Source organism: Jeotgalibacillus marinus, from assembly GCF_040801915.1.
GTDB lineage: Bacteria > Bacillota > Bacilli > Bacillales > Jeotgalibacillaceae > Jeotgalibacillus > Jeotgalibacillus marinus.
On record NZ_JBFMIA010000200.1, the window covers coordinates 1 to 261 of the forward strand.

The 261-nt window shown below is 68.2% G+C and carries 1 pseudogene; it reads left to right on the forward strand.

Annotated features, from left to right (window positions below):
• Positions 1-261 (forward strand): annotated as a pseudogene (locus AB1471_RS17540) (NmrA family protein); the annotation flags it as partial.

Here is a 261-nt window from a genome sequence, read left to right on the forward strand (position 1 = left end):
GGTCACCGAGCTGCGGGCCGGCGTCATCATCGGATCGGGCAGCGCATGGTTCGAGATGATCCGTCACACCGCCGAGCTGCTGCCGATCATGGTCATCCCCAGCTGGGTCTCGACGCGCATCCAGCCCATCGCGATCCGCGACGTGCTGCGCGCGTTGGTCGATGTCCTCGCCATCGATGCGGCGCGCGGTGAGGTCCTGGAGCTGGGCGGACCCGAGGTGATGACGTTCCGCGAGATGATGCTGCGCTACGCACGCGCGGC